The organism is Roseateles chitinivorans, from assembly GCF_002761755.1.
Lineage (GTDB): Bacteria > Pseudomonadota > Gammaproteobacteria > Burkholderiales > Burkholderiaceae_C > Roseateles > Roseateles chitinivorans.
Map to the genome: position 1 here is coordinate 1 of NZ_PEOG01000218.1, position 440 is coordinate 440.

Sequence of the window (440 nt, forward strand, 5' to 3'; positions counted from 1 at the left end):
AAGATACCATTACGATACTGAATAATATTAAGTCGAAATACGAAGACTTCCACAATGTGAGCTATGGTGAAGATGCGATCGATGCCTGTGTGAAATTGAGTGATCGGTACATGACCGACAGGTTATTACCAGATAAAGCCATTGATGTATTGGATGAAGTGGGCGCAAGGGTGCATCTGAAAAATATCAATGTGCCTGAAGAGATTGTAGAGCTCGAAAAGAAAATAGAAGACATTAAGAACGAAAAGAATAAAGTAGTTAAAAGCCAACGCTTTGAAGAAGCGGCGGCCTTACGTGATACCGAAAAAAGGCTCGGAGAAGAACTGGAGAAAGCAAAAACGCAATGGGAAGAGGAAAGCAAGCATAAACGTTATCCGATTACCGAAGAACACATCGCCGAAGTGGTGAGTATGATGACAGGTATTCCTGTAAAGAGAATG

General features: G+C 41.1%; 1 protein-coding gene. It reads left to right on the forward strand.

From position 1 onward, the window contains the following. Positions 1–14: 14 nt before the first annotated feature. Positions 15–440: UvrB/UvrC motif-containing protein (locus CS062_RS25440; RefSeq protein ID WP_259373128.1), on the forward strand; the 426-nt coding region annotated here is incomplete at its 3' end.